Genomic DNA, 17436 nt, shown 5'->3' on the forward strand with positions numbered 1-17436 from the left:
CCTCGCGTGTGGTGAACGCCCCGCTTGCCGCAGGGAATCGCGCGATACGCTTGGGGCGTGAAGATCCTCTTGTTGGGTTCGGGCGGCCGCGAGCACGCCATCGCCCGTGCATTGCGTAATGACGAGTCCACGGTTTTGCTGGCCGCCCCGGGTAACCCGGGCATTGGGGAGCTGGCGCAGCTGCTGGAGCTGGACATCCTGGACGGGGAGGCGGTGGCCGCAGCCGCCCGGGAACACGGCGTGGACCTGGTGGTGGTCGGCCCGGAGGCACCGCTGGTGGCCGGGATGGCGGACGCGGTGCGTGCCGCCGGTATCCCGGTGTTTGGCCCGTCGGGCGCGGCGGCCCAGCTGGAGGGATCTAAGGCTTTCGCCAAGGAGGTCATGGAGGCCGCAGGCGTTCCGACGGCGCAGGCGCGCGTGTGCACCACGCTGGCGCAGGTGGACACGGCGCTGGAGGAGTTCGGCGCCCCGCACGTGGTGAAGGACGACGGCCTGGCCGCAGGCAAGGGCGTGGTGGTGACGGAGGATCGCGCCGCCGCGCGCGCCCACGCCGCCGCCTGCCTGGGACTGGCCGAGGACGCGGATCTGGACGCGGAGGGCACGCCGGGCAAGCGTGTGGTGATCGAGGACTTCCTGGACGGCCCGGAGGTCTCCCTGTTCTGCATCTGCGACGGCCAGAGCGCCATCCCGCTGGCCCCGGCGCAGGACTTCAAGCGCGCCTACGACGGCGGCCAAGGCCCCAACACGGGCGGCATGGGTGCGTATTCGCCGCTGCCGTGGGCACCGGCGGGCCTGTCCCAGGAGGTCGTGGACACGGTGGCGCTGCCGGTGCTGCGGGAGATGGCGCGGCGCGGCACCCCGTTCAGCGGCCTGCTCTACTGCGGCCTGGCGTTGACCTCTAAGGGCCTGCGCGTGGTCGAGTTCAACGTGCGCTTTGGCGACCCGGAGACCCAGGTGGTCCTGGCCCGCCTGCGCTCCTCCCTGCCGCAGCTGCTGCTGGCCGCCGCCCGTGGCGAGCTGGCCGCCCACCCGCCGCTGGAGTGGAGCGAGGGCGCCGCAGTCACCGTGGTGTTGGCGGCCCCCGGCTACCCGGGCACCGTCACGACCGGCGGTGAGATCACCGGCATCGACGCGGCCAACGCCAGCGTAGGCGCCCACGTGATTCACGCGGGTACCAAGCGCGTGGAGGCCGGCGGCGACGTCGTCCAACTGGTGGCTAACGGTGGCCGCGTCCTTTGCGTGGTCGGTGAGGGGGACGACGTTCCCGCCGCCCGCACCGCTGCCTACGCCGCCCTTTCGCACCTGGCCCTGGAGGGCTCCCACCACCGTAGCGACATCGCTGCGCAGATCTGAGAGGCTGACATGACCGAGTACCAGACCCCCGCCCCCGGTAGCGCAGACATCGGCGTGACCGGCATGGGCGTGATGGGCTCCAACCTGGCTCGCAACCTCGCCCGCCACGGCCACAAGGTGGCCCTGCACAACCGCACCGACGCGAAGGCCGACCAGGTGTTCGCGGCCCACGGGGACGAGGGCGAGTTTGTGCTCACGCACGGCATGGACGACTTCGTTGCCTCCCTGGCGCGCCCGCGCGTGGCCATCATCATGGTGCAGGCCGGCGCGGCCACGGACGCCGTGATCGAGCAGCTGGCGCAGCGCATGGAGGAGGGCGACATCATCGTGGACGCCGGCAACTCCTTCTATGAGGACACCCGGCGCCGGGAGGCCGCGTTGCGCGAGCGGGGCCTGCACTTTGTGGGCACGGGCGTGTCCGGTGGTGAGCAGGGTGCGCTGGAGGGCCCGGCGATCATGCCGGGTGGCACGCGCGAGTCCTACGACCGCCTGGGCCCGATGCTGGAGTCCATCTCCGCCAAGGTGGACGGGGTGCCGTGCTGCACCTACGTGGGCCCGGACGGTGCCGGCCACTTTGTGAAGATGGTGCACAACGGCATCGAGTACGCGGACATGCAGCTGATCGGCGAGGCCTACGACCTGCTGCGCGTGGGCCTGGGGGCCAGCGCGCAGGAGCTGGGCGAGATTTTTGCCGAGTGGAACACGGGGGATCTGGAGTCCTACCTGATCGAGGTCACCGCAGAGGTGCTGCGCCACACCGACGCCGCCACCGGTAAGGCGTTCGTGGACGTGGTGCGGGACGTGGCCGGGCAGAAGGGCACCGGTCGCTGGACCGTGCAGAATGCCCTGGAGTTGGGCGTGCCGGTCACGGGGATCGCGGAGGCGACGTTCGCGCGCTCGCTGTCCGGGGCGGTGGCGCAGCGTCAGACCGCGCGCAGCCTGCCGGGCGAGGCGCAGCGCATCGAGGTGGAGGACCGGGCGGCGTTCATTGAGGACGTGCGCCTGGCTCTGTACGCCTCGAAGCTGGTGGCGTACTCGCAGGGCTTTGACCAGATCCGCGCGGCCAGCGACGAGTACGGGTGGAACGTGGACCTGGGGGCGATGGCGCGCATCTGGCGCGATGGCTGCATCATCCGGGCGCGCTTCCTGGACCGCATCACGGAGGCCTACGAGCGCCAGCCGGAGCTGAACCTGCTGCTGGCGGACACCTACTTTGCGCCTGTGGTTGGGAAGGCGCTGGCGGCGTGGCGCCGCGTGGTGAGCGCGGCTGCGCTGGGCGGGGTGCCGGCCCCGGCGTTCGCGTCCTCGCTGGCGTACTACGACGGCCTGCGCGCAGAGCGCCTGCCGGCTGCGGTGATCCAGGGGCAGCGCGACTACTTTGGCTCCCACACGTACGAGCGCACGGACCGCGCGGGCAAGTTCCACGTGGTGTGGGCGGGCGACCGCAGCGAGGAGCAGTGGAGCTGAGATAGCCCGATAGGGCTGGGCTGAGCCAGAGCAAGGGCCGGGGGCCGGGGGGGATTTTTCAATCCCCCGGCCCCCGGCTTTGTGTGCGCGCGGCTCAGGCTGTTGCCGGGGAGGTGGGGGTGCGGCCGAGTGCCGAAAGGGGCGGCAGCATGCCGCCCATTTCGGCGGGCAGGCGCACCAGGCGGTCGTCCTGCACCACGGTGATGCCCAGCCAGCGCCAGGCGCCGTCGGAGGCGCCCAGGATCTCCTGGGTGGCACCGTCGCGGACCACTACCTCGCCCTCCGGCAGGAAGTCGAGCTGGATCCCGGTTTGCTGGCCGGCGTGGGTGTCCCAGGTGCGGGCGGTGGAATCGGTGCTGGTGGTGAGGATGGTGGTGCCGTCGGGGCCGTAGGCGCCGGAGACCACCGTGTTGGCGTGGCCGGTGAGGGTGTGGAGTTCCTGGCCGGTGTGGGTGTCCCAGATGCGGGCGGTGTTGTCGGCGCTGATGGTGAGGATGGTGGTGCCGTCGGGGCTGTAGGTACCAAACTCCACCCAGTCGGTGTGGCCGGTGAGGGTGTGGATGGTTTGGCCGGTCTTGGCATCCCAGATGCGGGCGGTGTTGTCGTCGCTGGTGGTGAGGATGGTGGTGCCGTCGGGGCTGTAGGCGCCGGAGGTCACCCGGTTGGTGTGGCCGGTGAGGGTGTGGAGTTCCTGGCAGGTTGTGGCATCCCAGATGCGGGCGGTGCCATCCCAGATGCGGGCGGTGCCATCCCAGCTGGTGGTGAGGATGGTGGTGCCGTCGGGGCTGTAGGCGCCGGAGGTCACCCGGTTGGTGTGGCCGGTGAGGGTGTGGAGTGCCTGGCCGGTTTTGGCATCCCAGATGTGGGCGGTGTTGTCGTCGCTGGTGGTGAGGATGGTGGTGCCGTCGGGGCTGTAGGTACCAAACTCCACCCAGTCGGTGTGGCCGGTGAGGGTGTGGATGGTTTGGCCGGTTGTGGCATCCCAGATGCGGGCGGTGCCATCCCAGCTGGTGGTGAGGATGGTGGTGCCGTCGGGGCTGTAGGCGCCGGAGGTCACCCGGTTGGTGTGGCCGGTGAGGGTGTGGAGTGCCTGGCCGGTTTTGGCATCCCAGATGCGGGCGGTGCCATCCCAGATGCGGGCGGTGCCATCCCAGCTGGTGGTGAGGAGGGTGGTGCCGTCGGGGCTGTAGGCGCCGGAGAACACCGTGTTGGTGTGGCCGGTGAGGGTGTGGAGTGCCTGGCCGGTTTTGGCATCCCAGATGTGGGCGGTGTTGTCGGCGCTGGTGGTGAGGATGGTGGTGCCGTCGGGGCTGTAGGCGCCGGAGAACACCGTGTTGGTGTGGCCGGTGAGGGTGTGGAGTGCCTGGCCGGTGTGGGTGTCCCAGATGCGGGCGGTGTTGTCGGCGCTGGTGGTGAGGATGGTGGTGCCGTCGGGGCTGTAGGCGCCGGAGAACACCGGGCTGGTGTGGCCGGTGAGGGTGTGGAGTGCCTGGCCGGTGTGGGTGTCCCAGATGCGGGCGGTGTTGTCGTAGCTGGTGGTGAGGAGGGTGGTGCCGTCGGGGCTGTAGGCGCCAAAGCGTACCCGGTTGGTGTGGCCGGTGAGGGTGTGGAGTGCCTGGCCGGTGTGGGTGTCCCAGATGCGGGCGGTGTTGTCGTCGCTGGTGGTGAGGATGGTGGTGCCGTCGGGGCTGTAGGCGCCGGAGGTCACCCGGTTGGTGTGGCCGGTGAGGGTGTGGAGTGCCTGGCCGGTGTGGGTGTCCCAGATGCGGGCGGTGCCATCCCAGCTGGTGGTGAGGATGGTGGTGCCGTCGGGGCTGTAGGCGCCGGAGGTCACCCGGTTGGTGTGGCCGGTGAGGGTGTGGAGTGCCTGGCCGGTGTGGGTGTCCCAGATGCGGGCGGTGTTGTCGTAGCTGGTGGTGAGGATGGTGGTGCCGTCGGGGCTGTAGGCGCCAAAGCGTACCCGGTTGGTGTGGCCGGTGAGGGTGTGGAGTGCCTGGCCGGTGTGGGTGTCCCAGATGCGTGCGGTGTTGTCGTCGCTGGTGGTGAGGATGGTGGTGCCGTCGGGGCTGTAGGCGCCGGAGAACACCGGGCTGGTGTGGCCGGTGAGGGTGTGGAGTGCCTGGCCGGTGTGGGTGTCCCAGATGCGGGCGGTGCCATCCCAGCTGGTGGTGAGGATGGTGGTGCCGTCGGGGCTGTAGGCGCCGGAGAACACCGGGCTGGTGTGGCCGGTGAGGGTGTGGAGTGCCTGGCCGGTGTGGGTGTCCCAGATGCGGGCGGTGTTGTCGTAGCTGGTGGTGAGGATGGTGGTGCCGTCGGGGCTGTAGGCGCCGGAGAACACCGGGCTGGTGTGGCCGGTGAGGGTGGAGGGGATGGGAAGGCCGAGCTGGGGGCTCGGAGCGATTCGCGTCCCAAGGGGAAGGATCGGTACGTCCCTACAGGAGATCAGGTCGGTGTGGTAGCAGTCGGCCGTGTCTGTGAAGCACGCTAGAAGTGCCGAGTTTCTGAATGTCGCGCCCGCAAGCGTCGCACTATCGAACGAGGTGCCTGTCATCTTGCAGCCGACGAAGGAGGCGGAGGTCAGGTCGCAGGCCGCGAAGCTCGCGTTGTCGAGGAGCAGGCCTTGAAAGCGGGCGTGGCGGAACGAGGTGCCGTCGAAGCGAGCACCAGACAGGTCGAGTTGAGTTGAAGACTCCAAGCGGAAGTCGTCCAACTCTGCTCCCCGCGCGTCGAGACCGCGCAAGTCGGAAATCCGCAGACCGAGCTTGAGGGCTGTTGCGGCAAAGTTGAGGACGCGGATGCCGGTTTCTTGCCTGCGCCCCAGTTCGGCGAGCGTCGTCAGGCATGTAGACAGTTCGTCCGCGCGCAGACCGAGCAGAGCCTCGATGAGGAAACGCTGCGCCTCGGGGCTGGGGGCAAGTTTGGCCCAGTCCGCTTGGGCGGCGTCGGTTCCCGCCGCGAGCAGGCGCAGGAGGTGCTTGGCCAGAAAATACTCGAGCAGGGACGTGTGCGCGAAGCCGTAGTCGTCGCCGCTACGGGTCACGAAGGTTGCGGTACGCAGATCGTCCTTCCAGAGGCCCGGGAGGCGCTTCTCGTAGTGGAGTTCCATGTCCGGGTGGTTTCGCATGAAGCGGAGCATCCAGTTTTCGAGGTCCTGCACCTTCCAGGTGCGGCGCCCGCCGCGCCAGAGCTGCGCCGCGAGGTCCTCCATCAGCAGCAACTTGTGGTCGGGCAGCAGTTCGTGCTTGCCGTCGTCCCTGGCAAGCCACTGGGATACGAAAGACTCGTACAGGTCGACCGAACGCATTGTCTCTCCCCGCAGGGCGCGCCGCTGCAGCGGCTCGAGTGCTGCCGTGATCATCCGCAGCAGCATTGGCTGGGCCGATAGCTCAGTGAGGTTATAGACCGAGCGGATCATGGCCATGATCGAAGCGACTCGGCCTGCACCGACGTTGCTCGCGATGTATTCCCTCACCTGCTCCTGGGTGAACGGCAGCATGTGGAGGACCAGGTAGTCGCTTTCGTTCACGCTCTCCCGTCCCTGGCTGAGGAATGTCGATACCTCGTCGCGGAGGGTACGGAAGTAATGGGTGCGGCAGGAGATCGCCAGCCTGGTGGTCGGATTGTCGCCCGCGATCTGCCACAGGCGCTGGATCAGCCGCTGCCCCTGCTGCTCGGTCAGGTGCACCAGTGCCTCGTCTAGGCCGTCGAAAAGCAGGACGCAGTTCCCCAGTTTGGCGAGTTGCATTACGTCTGCGCCGGTCGCGGTGTCCCCAACGTCTTCTGTCCGCTTTAGTAGGGCATCTAGGAGGTCGCAGGCACTCATCTCGTCGACGCTCCGGCCGTTCAGCTCCCGCAGGTCAAAGAGGACGGGGAGGGGGAGCGAAGCGTCCTGCTCGCGCGCATCCAGGAGCTGCAGGGTCAGCTGCTTAAGCGCGGTGGACTTGCCCATGCCCACGTTGCCGAGCAACGCGGCGAAGCGTGGCGAGCTCTCGGCGCGGTTCTTTGACCACTCCAGCAGGGCTGGTACCGCCTGGACGTGGCGAGGCGTGTAGCCCTCGCTGGCGGCTTCTGCCGGATCCTTGGCGAGTCGGTGCTCGGCGTCGTAGTTTCCTCCAGGATCCGTGTTGTCGAACCGTCCCCTGGACGCGTGCAACGGGACCTGCGATTCCTGCGCGCCAAGACCCTTAGCAGTCCTGCGCGCATGCTCTCCGAGCAAGTCGGTGCATGAGAGATATGGAGCCGGGGGCTTCTCCCGGGACAGTGCCCTCTTCACAGCGGCCAGCAGGTCACCGATCGAATGGCTTCGTTGCGTGTTGTCCTTCTCCTCCCAGGGTTCCCTGTCCCACAGGACGTGCGACCGCTCGAGCCCGCGCATCTCTACCTTTGCCGAGACGGAGCGGAGACTGACGATCACCACTGGTTTGCCCGACTGGTGGACGATCTCCGGTTCCCGGTTTTCCGGCAGCAAGTACTCCGGTGAAAGCAGGACGATGATCACGTCCGCGCCGCTGCATGCGTTCTCGAGATGATCCTTGCGGTTGGTGCCGAGCAGAGCGTCAGCGGATGAGGCGAACTCAAAGCCCGGAGTGTCCTCGGTGAGGCGCAACTCAGTCTTTACTCGCGCAACCAAGTCAGATGCCGGGGAGCTCGGCTGGGACAGCTCCCGGAGTGCCGCGCTGAAGTAGACGCGAATCGGGCCGGGCACTTGGGCGTCCGCTTCTACTACGTCCTTGGGCAGGCCCGCGCGGGCCTCCTTATCCGAGCGTGCTGCGATCTCGGCCGTGAGCGGATCGTCGCCCTCAAAGTAGGCCCACTCGCTCTTGCGCTTGTCGGCCTCCAGGGAGAACCGAATGCCGGCCTCGGCTGCTGCCTTCGCGACGGTGGACCGGAACTCCCGGAATGCTGATCCCTTCAACGGGGGGCTGTCGGTGGTCGCGGTGGCGGCGATCGCATCGTAGATGCGAATCAGGCCGTCGTCCTGCAACTGGTCGGCGATGGCCTCCACGCGGCGGTAGAGAATCGGTGTGAGGTGATCGCGCAGCTTGGGGAGGGCTCGCTTGACCCCGGAGGGTGTCAGTTGGGTGCTCATGCCTTGCTCCAGTTGGTGGTGCCGTCGGTGGTGAGGACGCGGGCGCGAATCTTGCGGACGAGTGCGTCTACAAAGGCGTTGCGCTCGTTGCTGGGCGTCTGCTCGTAGCTGCGGCCGGAGGAGAAGAACTGCTGCAACTCGTCGAGGCCCTTCCAGTCGATGCTCTTGTCCTGCGGGTCGACGTAAACCAACTGAACCGGCAGGAACTTGAGCTCCGAACCGTCCTCTTTCTGGAGTTCGATTTCTTCGATGATCTCGCTGGCGAGGAAACCGGGGGAGAGGAACTGCAGCACGTAGTCCGCCTCTGCGACGTGGGCGCGGAGCTTGGCTTCCCAGTTCTCCCCGAGGCTCAACTCCGAGTCATCCCACCACTCGAAGTTGATTCCCTTCTCGATCCTGAGGCGTATCCGCAGGCGGTTGACGAGGTCCTCCTTCAACTCCCTGTCGCCGGAGTACCAAGAAAGAAACAGCTTGACGGTAGGGACGGGTGCTGGCGCGACACTCATCGTGACTCCCTTCGGCGGTGTTGCCGCCAGCTTACCGAACAGATCCGCTGATCGCAAGCAGGCGCTGACGTTCGGCTGACGACTGTCGCGAGGGTTCTGAACTGGAACGGGTACCCCCTCGGTCGGCGCTTGGGCGGCCACGGTGACGTCGGCTGGGCACTCGCATCGTGTCTGCCTAGGGTTCTCTAGTCGCGCTTCGGCTTCGAGCCGTAGACGCCCGGGAGGTGTGGGAGTGTCTTGGCAGGCTTGAAATTGCCGAAGATGGTTCGTCGCGGTAGGTATGTGCGCGGGAACCATGTTTTAGGTTGCTCTGTTGGTGACGTGGGCTCGGAACTTATTTTTACGAATGTGCCCTGTTCTGTCTGTCGTACCACCCAATCGACCGGGGTGGAGTCTCGCAGCCAGTCATTCATTTGGGTAGAAAAACGCTCCCCGAGCCAGAGGAGCCAGCTGGGCAGCTCTGGCAAGCCGTAAATGCTGGCACCGTGATAGTAGCTGTTTTCTAAGCGCATCAACCTAGTGAACTCTTTATTTGAAATGCTCTCACCCACTATGTCTTCGTACTTATAGCAGATTGCAAGCTCTGCGCCGAGCGCATCGGCCATCTTCACAAGCAGCTGCTCGGCGCTATTGAGGTCCGACTCAAGTGACTTCATGGAGAGCTTTAGTAGGCAGTTGATGCTATATGTTAAGGATGCGTCAGGGATTATCTTAAGTGTTTCATGCTCTACCCTAAATGGGAAGTCGATACTGGCTAGTTTCATGAACCGGCGATGCCAGAGGCGAATGTAGATGTCGGGAAGTTTTTCGGCGAGTAGGATTTTTCTCGCCGCGGTGTCCAGTGGCCTTCTGGGGCGGCCCCACTGGTGTGGGGCGAACTCGGGAAAGTACTGGTCGAAGACGTCGAGGTATGTTTTCAGCGCCCAGTTAGGGGTTGGGTGAACGCCAATCCAGTGCATTTTCAGGATCAGATCGGCTGGGCTCTTCAAGTCCTCTCCTCGAAGTCGGGGGCAATGATCGACAGTGCGTGCGGCCAGTCTGGCACCGCAGACGGGTCAGCGTCTCGGACAACGTGGTCCGTCCGCGCGTAGCACGCTCTCGTAGTCGCACCTGGCCCTGAGGTAGTCCCGCATTCGCACGGCCTGGTCCTCTGCCAGGCCGAAGCGGCTGGGTGCGTCGTCCCAGGCATGCCACGCCGCCTCGGCCACGCGGGTAACCGCCTCGAGCACCAGCTGCCTGGGTAGGCCCCAGTCGATGTCGAGCAGCTGCTCCAGGCTGCGATGGTCTTCGCCCAAAAGCAGTGGCGTCCCACTCTCTTCGTAAGGGAAAGGCACAACGTCGAACACCGGCGCAACCCGCCAAGTGCCCGCCTGGCGCAAGAAGCCGAAATTGCGGGCGTGGTCGTCAAAGTTGTTCACGCAGATTGCGAGCGCGGCGGCCGTCACCATACTTAGCGCAGCAGTCTTCCCGGCAAGGTGCCGTGCCGTGCTCACAGCCATCTTGTAGTTGAACTCTTCGTACGGTCCCATTCCGCTGGCCGTACGCATTGACTGATATCCGAGTCTGCCCCGGTCGGTACGGTCAAAGCGCTCCAGTAGTAAGACGCTCCGGTTCTCGTCTAGTCTTTCGAGCTGGAAGGCAGGAGTCGGTAGCCCCGCTTCCCTAGCAATCGAAAGAGCTACGGCCTCGCAAGCCTGAACGTCGTACCTGTCAGTCTCTGCCGGGAACTTCGCAATCAGTAGCCTGCCATCGTTCGAGATCACTGCCGATTTGGGCCGCGCCCCTCCTTGACTGCTTGAGCCCGCAAAGAGCCGACGCAACAGGGCTGGATCGTCGCTCCCATTAGCGAAGGAGGAAATATCTGCCTGGATAGCAGAAAGGGTGCCGATGCCTGCGGGGAAACTGGACTCCTCGATTTCCCGGAGAAAAGGGCCATCGACCGAATCGGAAAAACGCAGCGCCCCCTGCCGGGGCAGGTCCGGGGTGGCGGACAGGAGTCCCACCGAGTTCCCCCACTCCGACACTGAGCGTGCGCGCTGAACAACCTGGCGTCCCCACGCGTCGGGGCCGGAGTCGTCAAATTCTCCGAATGTGAGCAGCCCGCCCGGTGGAGAAAGTGGTCCGCTGACCAGCGGCATCCCTTCGCCGATGCTGAAACCCTCGGCGAGCCATGTTGAAGCGTAGGTGAACTCCTGCGCTTGGGCCCAGCCGTGGAGTCTGAGCGTTCCCACGTGCCGGGTAGCCCCGGATTCCTCCGTCCAGTGCACCTCGAGCTGTTCGCGCGCCACGGTGGCCCCCAATCGGCAGATGAAAGCTCCTCTTGCCATTTTGCCGACAAATGGCAAGGAGAGTTGCCGAACCGGTCCGCAGTGGAGGAGCATCCAGGTTGCGCGCGGCCGTAGCCCGCCATGAGCCACTCACTGTCACAATGCGACAGTATGAGTCAGTAGCGCCGCCGCGATTCGTTGGAATTGCAACGATCCGCCCTCTACTGTCGCATCTACTGTCGCATGCTGTAACACCAAAATGAGTCAGTAGGTGACAGTAGGTGTTACAGCAGCCGCCAGGTTGCGTTCGGGTCTTGAGGGGAGACGCCATGCCACTGCACAAGACCGGCCTCCACGAGGCTTTGCAGTGCCCGGCCCGCTGTGGCGCGCGCAATTCCGGCTAGCTCCGCGACCTGACCCGTGCTCAAAGGCTTACCAGCCAGCCGCATCGCTTCAAGTACCGTGTGTGCGCTCTTGGTCAGCGACTTCAACGCGTCCGGGTTTGTGGCCGGGGTGCCGCTCAAAGTAAGAGTCACGGAAGAAGAAGACTGCCGATAGATGGGATCGGTAAGTCCACGCATCTTCATCTCTTCGAAGATGCGCTTGATTCCCTCTCCTAGTTCGCGAGTGATGCCAAGGTCGGCGCACACGCGTGCTATCCGGGGATTGCGAGCGTAACGGGAGATGGCAAGTGGCTTGGAGGGATCGACTAGACCCGGGAAGCGACCTGGGGATGAGATCTCAATGCGGTGGTCAAAGATGTCGACTCGTATGTGGTCGCCCATGGTGCTGTAGGAGCGGTGCACCACTGCGTTGACGAGCCCCTCCAGCCACGCATCTCTAGGAATGATGGGCACTGGCTCGAAGCGTCCAGATGCCACCAGTCGCTTGTGGCGTGGCACAAGTCGCTCGATTTCTGCTGCAGCGTTGTTGATCTGCTCCGGGATGGAGCCCTCAATACGGGAGTCGTGGAGGAGGTTCATGCGCGCCCCCACCTCCCGTGTGTCTCCGTCGTAACGCAGCACTCGAACGTATGCGCTTGGGAAGTCCCGCTGTGGTCGCTCGTCAAACAAGAGCTCGGCGGCAATAGTGAGCTCACTGCGGCGGTTGACTAGGTCCCGGGCGGCAAGCATTTCTTGAACTGAGGAGGAGCCGATGGTCGTTCGATAGGCCTCAAGTTGCTGCTGGTCCAGGTCGGCAACCGAGATCTGGGCGACCGTAGCCTCGAAAGGCCCGCCGCCTCTGTCGTAAGTGAGTTCCGTCTGCTCGGCCAGGTTGAGCTTGCGGGACTCGTCGCCGATCCGGAGGAAGCAGTCTCCTGCCTGATTGGTATGCACGGTGTCGCTGGGCTCAACGCGCACAATCAGAATCCTCTTGCCTTCGACGTCCCTGGCGTCGAAGCGAGCACGGACAGGTGGAACAGTAAAGTCGATAGGGGCTTGTCGAATAGAGTTCTCGAGCTCTGTGGAAACGCCGTCTACGGCTGCGTTGTTAATTCCGACCACAATCGTCCCGCCCTCAGCATTGGCGAACGCGATGAGTGGGCGGGCTAGGTCCTTTGCTGCAATGCGGCCGGACTTGCGATCAAACCATTGGTCCTCAGCGATCGTGCTGAGGGAGGTGACAAGCTCAGCTCCCGCTTTGGCTAGGGCTGAGTCTACTTCGTGTGATGGCACTCACCTACTGTAACATTGTTACAGTATGAGTCAGTAGCGGAGCCGCGATTCGTTGGAATTGCAACGATCCGCCCTCTACTGTCGCATCTACTGTCGCATGCTGTAACACCAAAATGAGTCAGTAGGTGACAGTAGGTGTTACAGCTGGGGCCGGGGGATGTGCATCCCCCGGCCCCCACAGCCACCTTCCCGGGCCGCTCAGCCCTGGAAGACCCTGCCCGTCAGCGTCTGGTAGGCCTCGATGTAACGCTGGCGCGTGCGCTCCACCACCTCGGCCGGCAGCTCCGGCGGGAGCGCGCCCCCGGCGCGGTCCCACCCGGCCTCCGGGGAGCGCAGCCAGTCGCGCACGTACTGCTTGTCGAAGCTGGGCGTCACCCGCCCCGGCTCCCACTGGTCGGCCGGCCAGAACCGCGACGAATCCGGCGTCAACACCTCATCGCCCAGAATCAGCGCGCCGCCCGGCCCGCCTGCCGAAGCCCCGCCCTTCGAACCGCCCGGCCCGCCTGCCGAAGCCCCGCCCTCCGCGCCGCCAGACTCCAGGCCGGCCCCCGGCAGGAACCCGAACTCGAACTTCGTGTCCGCCAGGATGATCCCGCGCGCCGCCGCCAGCTGGGCCGCCCGCTCGTAGACCGCAATCGACGTCTCGCGCAGCGCCCGCGCCACGTCCTCGCCCACGCTCTGCGCCACGACCTCGTAAGACACGTTCTCGTCGTGGTCGCCCACGGCCGCCTTGGTGGCCGGCGTGAAGATCGCCGCCGGCAGCCGGGAGGCCTCCACCAGCCCGTCAGGCAGCGGGATCCCGCACACCTCGCGCCCGGCGTTGTACTCCACCAGCCCGGACCCGGTCAGGTAGCCGCGCACCACGCACTCCACCGGCACCATCTCCAGGCGGTGGCAGATCATCGCGCGCCCGGCCACAACCTCAGGCACGTCGGTGGAGATGACGTGGTTGGCCACGATCCCCTCCAGCTGCTCGAACCACCACAGGCTCATCGCGGTGAGGATCTTGCCCTTGTCTGGGATCGGCGTGGGCAGGATGTAGTCGAACGCGCTGATCCGGTCAGAGGCCACCACCAGCACGGCGTCGTCGCTGCGCGTGCCCGGCTCGGGCTCGTACAGGTCGCGCACCTTGCCGGAATAGACGTGGCGCCAGCCCTCGATGACCGGCGGGGCGGGGATGGCGAGCGGCGAGTCAGTCATGCCCCCATCCTTTCACCCGCCCCCAGCCCGGCCAACCCTCCAGCCGCGCCCGCCCGGCCTCCTTTCTCCCCAGGTGGACGACGCTGCCGCCCCACCCCATTTCCTCCCGTGTCCGCCCGGCGAGGCGCCGCTCACACCGCCCAGCCCCGCGCGGTAGCGGCAGGCGCGCCGGGCGCCCGGGATTTCGCCGCAGGTAGGCGCGGCAGCGTCGGCCATCACCCCCACCAACCCCGCCAGAAGCGACGACGCTCACACCGCCGCGCCGGGCGCGAAAGTGGCGCACTCCATTGCTCGGATGGGCCCCCAAAACGGGCGCGATTCCTGGCTAAACTGGGCCTTACTGCCCACCCCCAGTTCAATGTGAGGAACGCATGGGAAAGATCGTCGTTGAGGTAATGCCCAAGCCGGAGATTCTGGACCCGCAGGGGAAGGCCGTGCGCGGCGCCCTGCCCCGTCTGGGGATCGAGGTTTTCACGGACGTGCGCCAGGGGCGTCGCTTCGAACTGACCGTGGACGGCCCCGTCACCGAAGAAGCCCTGGCCGCCGCCAAGAAGGCTGCGCAGGAGCTGCTGTCCAACCCGATCATCGAGAACGTCGTGAGCGTGCACGAGCTGGTCGAGGACGCCAAGTGAACCAGGCCGTGACCAGCGAGTTGGCCGGCGTGCGAGTCGGCGTCATCACCTTCCCAGGCACCCTGGACGACAGGGACGCTGCCCGCGCCGTGCGCCTGGCCGGGGGCACCCCCGTGGCCCTGTGGCACAAGGACACCGACCTCACCGGCGTCGACGCCGTCGTGGTGCCCGGTGGCTTCTCCCACGGCGACTACCTGCGCTGCGGCGCCATCGCCCGCTTCGCCCCCATCATGGAGACCGTGGTGGAGCGCGCCGCGGCCGGCATGCCCGTGCTCGGCATCTGCAACGGCTTCCAGGTGCTCTGCGAGGCCCACCTGCTGCCCGGCGCCCTGATCCGCAACGACCACCAGCGCTTCATCTGCCGCGAGCAGAAGCTGCGCATCGAGAACGCCTCCACCGCGTGGACCGGCGACTACCAGGTGGGCCAGGAGATCGTGGTGCCCCTGAAGAACGGCGAAGGCAACTTCCAGGCCGACGCTGAGACCATCGCCCGCCTGGAGGGTGAGGGCCGCGTGGTCTTCCGCTACATGGACGTCAACCCGAACGGCTCCGTCAACGACATCGCCGGCATCTGCAACGAGGCCGGCAACGTGGTTGGCCTCATGCCCCACCCGGAGCACGCCGTGGAGGCCGGCTTTGGCCCCGACGGCGCCACCGGCCCCCGCCAGGGCACCGACGGCCTGGCCATTTTCACCTCCGTCCTGCGCTCCGTGGTGGGTGCGGCATGAGCGAGACCGGCATGACCGAGAACAAGGAGCAGGCTGTGAAGACCGAGCACGTGCCGGACACAGTAGAGAACGCCGCGGCCACCCCCGGCCAGGAGATGCCCTACGCGGAGCTGGGCCTGAAGCCGGACGAGTACGAGCGCATCGTCGAGTTGCTGGGGCGCCGCCCCACCAACGCCGAGCTAGCCATGTACTCCGTGATGTGGTCCGAGCACTGCTCCTACAAGTCCTCCAAGAAGCACCTGCGCACCTTCGGCAAGCACCTCACCGAGGACATGAAGAAGCACCTGCTGGTGGGCATGGGTGAGAACGCCGGCGTGGTGGACATCGGCGACGGCTGGGCCGTGACGTTCAAGGTCGAGTCCCACAACCACCCCTCCTTCGTGGAGCCCTACCAGGGCGCGGCCACGGGCGTGGGCGGCATTGTGCGCGACATCATCTCGATGGGCGCCCGCCCGGTGGCCGTGATGGACCAGCTGCGCTTCGGCGCGGTGGACAACCCGGACACGGCGCGCGTGGTGCACGGCGTGGTGGCCGGCGTGGGCGGCTACGGCAACTGCCTGGGCCTGCCCAACATCGGCGGCGAGATCGAGTTCGACCCCTGCTACCAGGGCAACCCGCTGGTCAACGCCCTGTGCGTGGGCGTGCTGCGCCACGAGGACATCCACTTGGCCAACGCCTCCGGTGCCGGCAACAAGGTGGTGCTGTTCGGCGCCCGCACGGGCGGCGACGGCATCGGTGGCGCCTCCATCCTGGCCTCCGAGAGCTTCGAGGACGGCATGCCCGCCAAGCGCCCGAGCGTGCAGGTGGGTGACCCCTTCATGGAGAAGGTGCTCATCGAGTGCTGCCTGGAGCTGTTCGCCGCCGGCCTGGTGGAGGGCATCCAGGACCTGGGTGCCGCCGGCATCTCCTGCGCCACCTCAGAGCTGGCCTCCAACGGCGACGGCGGCATGCACGTCTGGTTGGACGACGTGCTGCTGCGCGACCCCACCCTGACCGCCGGCGAGATCCTGATGTCTGAGTCTCAGGAGCGCATGATGGCCGTGGTCAAGCCGGAGAAGCTGGAGCAGTTCCTGGCCGTGACCGCCAAGTGGGACGTGGAGACCGCCGTGATCGGTGAGGTGACCGGCACTGGCCGCCTGACGATCGACCACCACGGCCACCGCATCGTGGATGTGGACCCGAAGACCGTGGCCCACGACGGCCCGGAGTACGACCGCCCCTACGCCCGCCCGGCCTGGCAGGACGCCCTGGTGGCGGACACGACCGACCGCCTGGAGCGCCCCGAGGGCGAGGCCGCGCTGCGCGAGACCATCCTGCAGGTGGCCACGGACCCGAACCAGGCCTCCTGCGCCTGGGTGACGGACCAGTACGACCGCTTTGTGCAGGGCGCCACCGCCCTGGCCCAGCCGGACGACGCCGGCGTGATCCGCGTGGACGAGTCCAGCGGCCGTGGCGTCGCCATCGCCACGGACGCCAACGGCCGTTTCGCCAAGCTGGACCCGCGCACCGGTGCCGCCCAGGCACTAGCGGAGGCCTACCGCAACGTCGCCACCGTGGGCGCCCGCCCGCTGGCGGTGACCGACTGCCTCAACTTTGGCTCCCCGGAGGACCCGGACGCCATGTGGCAGCTGGTGGAGGCCATCCACGGTCTGGCACAGGCCTGCGAGGAGCTGGGCGTGCCCGTCACCGGTGGTAACGTCTCGCTCTACAACTCCTCCGGTGCGGAAAAGAGCCAGATCAACTCCTCCATCAACCCCACCCCTGTGGTCGGTGTGTTGGGCGTGCTGGACGACGTCTCCGTGGTGGTCCCCTCCGGCTGGAACCGCGAGGGCCTGGCCGTGATCCTGCTGGGCGAGACCTTCGCGGAGCTGGACGGCTCCGCCTGGGCGCGCGCAGTGCACGGCCACCTGGGCGGCTTCCCCCCGCAGGTGGACCTGAAGGCTGAGAAGGCGTTGGCCGACGTCCTGATCGGTGCCGTGCGTGCCGGCGAGGCCGCCGCCTCCCACGACCTCAGCGCCGGCGGCCTGGCCCAAGCCCTGGTGGACGGCTGCGTGCGCTACGGCGTGGGTGGCTCCTTCGACCTGTCCAAGGTGGAGGGGCGAGACGAGCTCTCCACCTTCGAGCTGCTCTTCTCTGAGTCCGGCGCGCGTGCGCTGCTGGCCGTGGAAGAAGACAAGGTGGCCGCCGTGCTGGACCGCGCCTTCGCGGCCGGCGTCCCGGCGCAGCGCATCGGCACCACCGGTGGCGAGCTGCTGGCGATCCGCGGCGTGGAGTCCATCGACGTGGCCGAGCTGCGCGCCGCCGTGGCCGCCCCGCTGCCGGCCCTGTTCGGTTAAGGCGCCTTTTGGCGGTCGAGCCGACTAGGCCGGCCCGCTCTTGCGGCCGCCGCTATGGCCGCTACTGGGGGCCGACGTTCCTCTCGCTGGTGTGAGGGAGCGTCGGCCCCCACTGCTATGCGCGGGCCGGGCGGCAGCGTCGTCCAGCAAAAGCAGGCCAGGGGGTGGCCGGCAAGGCGGGG

Annotated in this window: 11 protein-coding genes; 5 read left to right on the top strand and 6 right to left on the bottom strand. The window is 66.8% G+C overall.

The window, feature by feature from the left end:
* The first annotated feature begins 57 nt into the window (after positions 1-57).
* Positions 58-1353 (top strand): phosphoribosylamine--glycine ligase, encoded by a 1296-nt coding sequence (gene purD / locus ABYF38_RS05580; protein ID WP_371151411.1) that lies wholly within the window; start codon positions 58-60, stop codon positions 1351-1353.
* 9 nt (positions 1354-1362) lie between these two features.
* Positions 1363-2820 (top strand): NADP-dependent phosphogluconate dehydrogenase, encoded by a 1458-nt coding sequence (gene gndA / locus ABYF38_RS05585; RefSeq protein WP_371151412.1) that lies wholly within the window; start codon positions 1363-1365, stop codon positions 2818-2820.
* Positions 2821-2914: 94 nt separating this feature from the next.
* On the opposite strand, the gene ABYF38_RS05590 is transcribed toward gndA, so the two are convergent.
* From ABYF38_RS05590 to ABYF38_RS05615, 6 genes are all read right to left on the bottom strand, one after another.
* Positions 2915-7909, bottom strand: a complete 4995-nt coding sequence (locus tag ABYF38_RS05590; protein WP_371151413.1) for an NACHT domain-containing protein — start codon at positions 7907-7909, stop codon at positions 2915-2917.
* Positions 7906-8415 (bottom strand): toll/interleukin-1 receptor domain-containing protein, encoded by a 510-nt coding sequence (locus ABYF38_RS05595; RefSeq protein WP_371151414.1) that lies wholly within the window; start codon positions 8413-8415, stop codon positions 7906-7908. Before ABYF38_RS05595 ends, ABYF38_RS05590 begins: the two co-directional genes overlap by 4 nt.
* A 185-nt stretch (positions 8416-8600) precedes the next feature.
* Positions 8601-9404, bottom strand: a complete 804-nt coding sequence (locus ABYF38_RS05600) for a hypothetical protein (protein ID WP_371151415.1) — start codon at positions 9402-9404, stop codon at positions 8601-8603.
* Between the two features lie 66 nt (positions 9405-9470).
* A complete protein-coding gene (locus tag ABYF38_RS05605; protein ID WP_371151416.1) occupies positions 9471-10703 on the bottom strand; it encodes a type II toxin-antitoxin system HipA family toxin in 1233 nt (410 codons plus the stop codon).
* Between the two features lie 263 nt (positions 10704-10966).
* On the bottom strand, positions 10967-12358 hold the full coding sequence (locus tag ABYF38_RS05610) for an ATP-binding protein (protein ID WP_371151417.1): 1392 nt from the start codon (positions 12356-12358) through the stop codon (positions 10967-10969).
* 198 nt (positions 12359-12556) lie between these two features.
* Positions 12557-13558 carry a phosphoribosylaminoimidazolesuccinocarboxamide synthase gene (locus ABYF38_RS05615; protein ID WP_371151418.1) on the bottom strand — a complete coding sequence of 334 codons (1002 nt, stop codon included), beginning with the start codon at positions 13556-13558 and terminating at the stop codon, positions 12557-12559.
* 371 nt (positions 13559-13929) lie between these two features.
* Between ABYF38_RS05615 and purS the strand changes: the two genes are divergently transcribed.
* From purS to purL, 3 genes are read left to right on the top strand one after another with little or no spacing between them, the layout of a single operon-like run.
* Positions 13930-14190, top strand: a complete 261-nt coding sequence (gene purS, locus ABYF38_RS05620; protein ID WP_371151419.1) for a phosphoribosylformylglycinamidine synthase subunit PurS — start codon at positions 13930-13932, stop codon at positions 14188-14190.
* Positions 14187-14918, top strand: a complete 732-nt coding sequence (purQ, locus tag ABYF38_RS05625; RefSeq protein WP_371151420.1) for a phosphoribosylformylglycinamidine synthase subunit PurQ — start codon at positions 14187-14189, stop codon at positions 14916-14918. Before purS ends, purQ begins: the two co-directional genes overlap by 4 nt.
* Positions 14915-17254 carry a phosphoribosylformylglycinamidine synthase subunit PurL gene (purL, locus tag ABYF38_RS05630; RefSeq protein ID WP_371151421.1) on the top strand — a complete coding sequence of 780 codons (2340 nt, stop codon included), beginning with the start codon at positions 14915-14917 and terminating at the stop codon, positions 17252-17254. Before purQ ends, purL begins: the two co-directional genes overlap by 4 nt.
* Positions 17255-17436 lie beyond the last annotated feature (182 nt).

Source organism: Buchananella sp. 14KM1171, from assembly GCF_041380365.1.
Classification (GTDB): domain Bacteria; phylum Actinomycetota; class Actinomycetes; order Actinomycetales; family Actinomycetaceae; genus Buchananella; species Buchananella felis.

Coding starts and splice junctions, on each gene's coding strand:
- gndA (WP_371151412.1), top strand. CDS start 1,363: ATGACCGAGTACCAGACCCCCGCCCCCGGTAGCGCAGACATCGGCGTG.
- ABYF38_RS05590 (WP_371151413.1), bottom strand. CDS start 7,909: ATGAGCACCCAACTGACACCCTCCGGGGTCAAGCGAGCCCTCCCCAAG.
- ABYF38_RS05595 (WP_371151414.1), bottom strand. CDS start 8,415: ATGAGTGTCGCGCCAGCACCCGTCCCTACCGTCAAGCTGTTTCTTTCT.
- ABYF38_RS05615 (WP_371151418.1), bottom strand. CDS start 13,558: ATGACTGACTCGCCGCTCGCCATCCCCGCCCCGCCGGTCATCGAGGGC.
- purS (WP_371151419.1), top strand. CDS start 13,930: ATGGGAAAGATCGTCGTTGAGGTAATGCCCAAGCCGGAGATTCTGGAC.
- purL (WP_371151421.1), top strand. CDS start 14,915: ATGAGCGAGACCGGCATGACCGAGAACAAGGAGCAGGCTGTGAAGACC.